Below are 1392 nucleotides of genomic sequence, written 5' to 3'. Positions count from 1 at the left end.
GCGATCCAAGTCGCGCAGTAGAATCGCCACAGGAGGATGAAGACGATAACGTGCGTGACCAGCAGCATCGGAACCCAGAACGCCGGTATCCAGTAGGCCGGACCCATGAACCTGTCAGCCTGATAGATCGTGGAGAGCGCAATAGCCGTCATCAGATCCACGAATCCTTCGATGCTGAATACCCAGAGCAGCACAACGGTTATCGCCCATCGCTTGGTGAGAGCCAGGAGACATACGAGCGCCAAGACCGCCGCGAGCAAGTCGCCGATTGCGGCCGGAAATGCGAACGATGTAGGCATGCCTGGATAGACCGCACCGGACGACAGGAACATGAGGCCCAGGTGCCGTGTTGCATGAAGCAGGAGAATCGGCACCAGCACGATCTGCGGCGACACTTCAGCGAGCCTCGGAAACAGGTAAATCCTGGCTGCAATCCAGAATATGAGCGTGTTGAAGAGTAGATTGACAGTCAGGATAGTCATCGCGCTCTTCCTTGTGCGTGATGGTTGCGAGAGCGGATTCGAACCGCCAACCCCTGGCTTAGAGGCCAGTGCGCGCTACGGATTGCGCTACCCACGTCAGGCATTGTAGCTCAAGTCATAGCAATTCGTGCTGTCTTTTGCGGGCCGAAGTCGACGAGCCCGCGGGCGAGCGCCACACAAGCACACAAGGTCGCCGCGCATCATCTCGAACATGTTGCTATGCCGCCGCTTTGAGACGTTCACGGGGCTCGTGGCGAAAGACCGCCTTGGGTCATGGGTGTGAATTCGACCACTGTCGAACGAACTTCTGCTTTGGATGTGGAATGTTGCCACTCGTGTCGTCTGGGAACGAGCAAGTCGTGCCAACTGGAGACGTTAGGCGGGTAAGACTAGAACGTCGGCTGGGCGTGCCGATACCGGACATTGTACTGGACATATGCTACGGCTACAGCAGCTGTACGAGAGGCGTTCGCGTCAATCATGACGACGGGCGAGAAAAACGCCACATCGCGTCATGCGACGCTCGCAACTGAACGACCGTAGAGAGCGAAAAGTTGCCCTTGGCTCATCTGCGCGAGCAGGTCGCGCCAGACATTGCTGGCGTCTGCTTCGGCGGAGTGACCAGATCCACCTGCTGGCACAGCGCTTTGCAGTCACCTTTCCGCTAACCTCTCGCCTTCAGGTCGAGAAGTTCCACATCGAGTTCTTCGCGCTTCCGGGCCAATTCGAAGATCCACTGTGCGGGCGCCGGCCTGAAACGGGAATCGCGCGTGAAACCAATGATGACCGCGATTTTCAGCTTGGACTTGTTGCTACCTCATGCTCCCGATCACGGAAGTCTACGAAAGGAACGTAGGGAGAAGCAGAAGCCGGCAAGATCGTTTTGTAGACAGTGATGGGGTCAAAGGCC

Annotated in this window: 1 protein-coding gene and 1 tRNA gene; both read right to left on the bottom strand. The window is 57.3% G+C overall.

The genetic code is table 11. The features are described 5' to 3' along the window. On the bottom strand, nt 1-482 hold a 482-nt coding region (locus BQ8482_RS33850), incomplete at its 3' end, for a hypothetical protein (protein ID WP_123151527.1). Between the two features lie 21 nt (nt 483-503). Beyond that, a tRNA-OTHER gene (locus BQ8482_RS33845) sits at nt 504-578 on the bottom strand. Nucleotides 579-1392 lie beyond the last annotated feature (814 nt).

The sequence above is a fragment of the Mesorhizobium delmotii genome, from assembly GCF_900149755.1.
Classification (GTDB): Bacteria; Pseudomonadota; Alphaproteobacteria; order Rhizobiales; family Rhizobiaceae; genus Mesorhizobium; species Mesorhizobium delmotii.
Note: the sequence above shows the minus strand (reverse complement) of the source record. Positions and strands in the feature narration are given on the sequence as shown.